This window comes from Mycobacterium sp. IDUB_37 (assembly GCF_055419245.1).
Map to the genome: position 1 here is coordinate 1 of NZ_JBVAXG010000066.1, position 236 is coordinate 236.

The 236-nt window shown below is 77.1% G+C and carries 1 pseudogene; it reads left to right on the forward strand.

The window, feature by feature from the left end:
- Window positions 1-236: pseudogene (locus ACZY1I_RS32335) on the forward strand (PE family protein); the annotation flags it as partial.

Sequence of the window (236 nt, forward strand, 5' to 3'; positions counted from 1 at the left end):
GGTGCCGGTGGTGATGCGACCAGTCCGGGTCCGGGACCGGGCCACCTGGCGGGTTCGGGTGGCAAGGGTGGGGTCGGCGGGGCCGGCGGCAACCTCGGTGATGGCGGCATCGGCGGTGCCGGCGGTGCCGGCGCGATCGGCGCGGCGGGTGTGGACGGCGTCAACCCCGATGAAACGGGTGGCAATGGCGGAACGGGCGGGGCCGGTGGTGTCGGTGGTGCCGGCGGCCTGGGCGG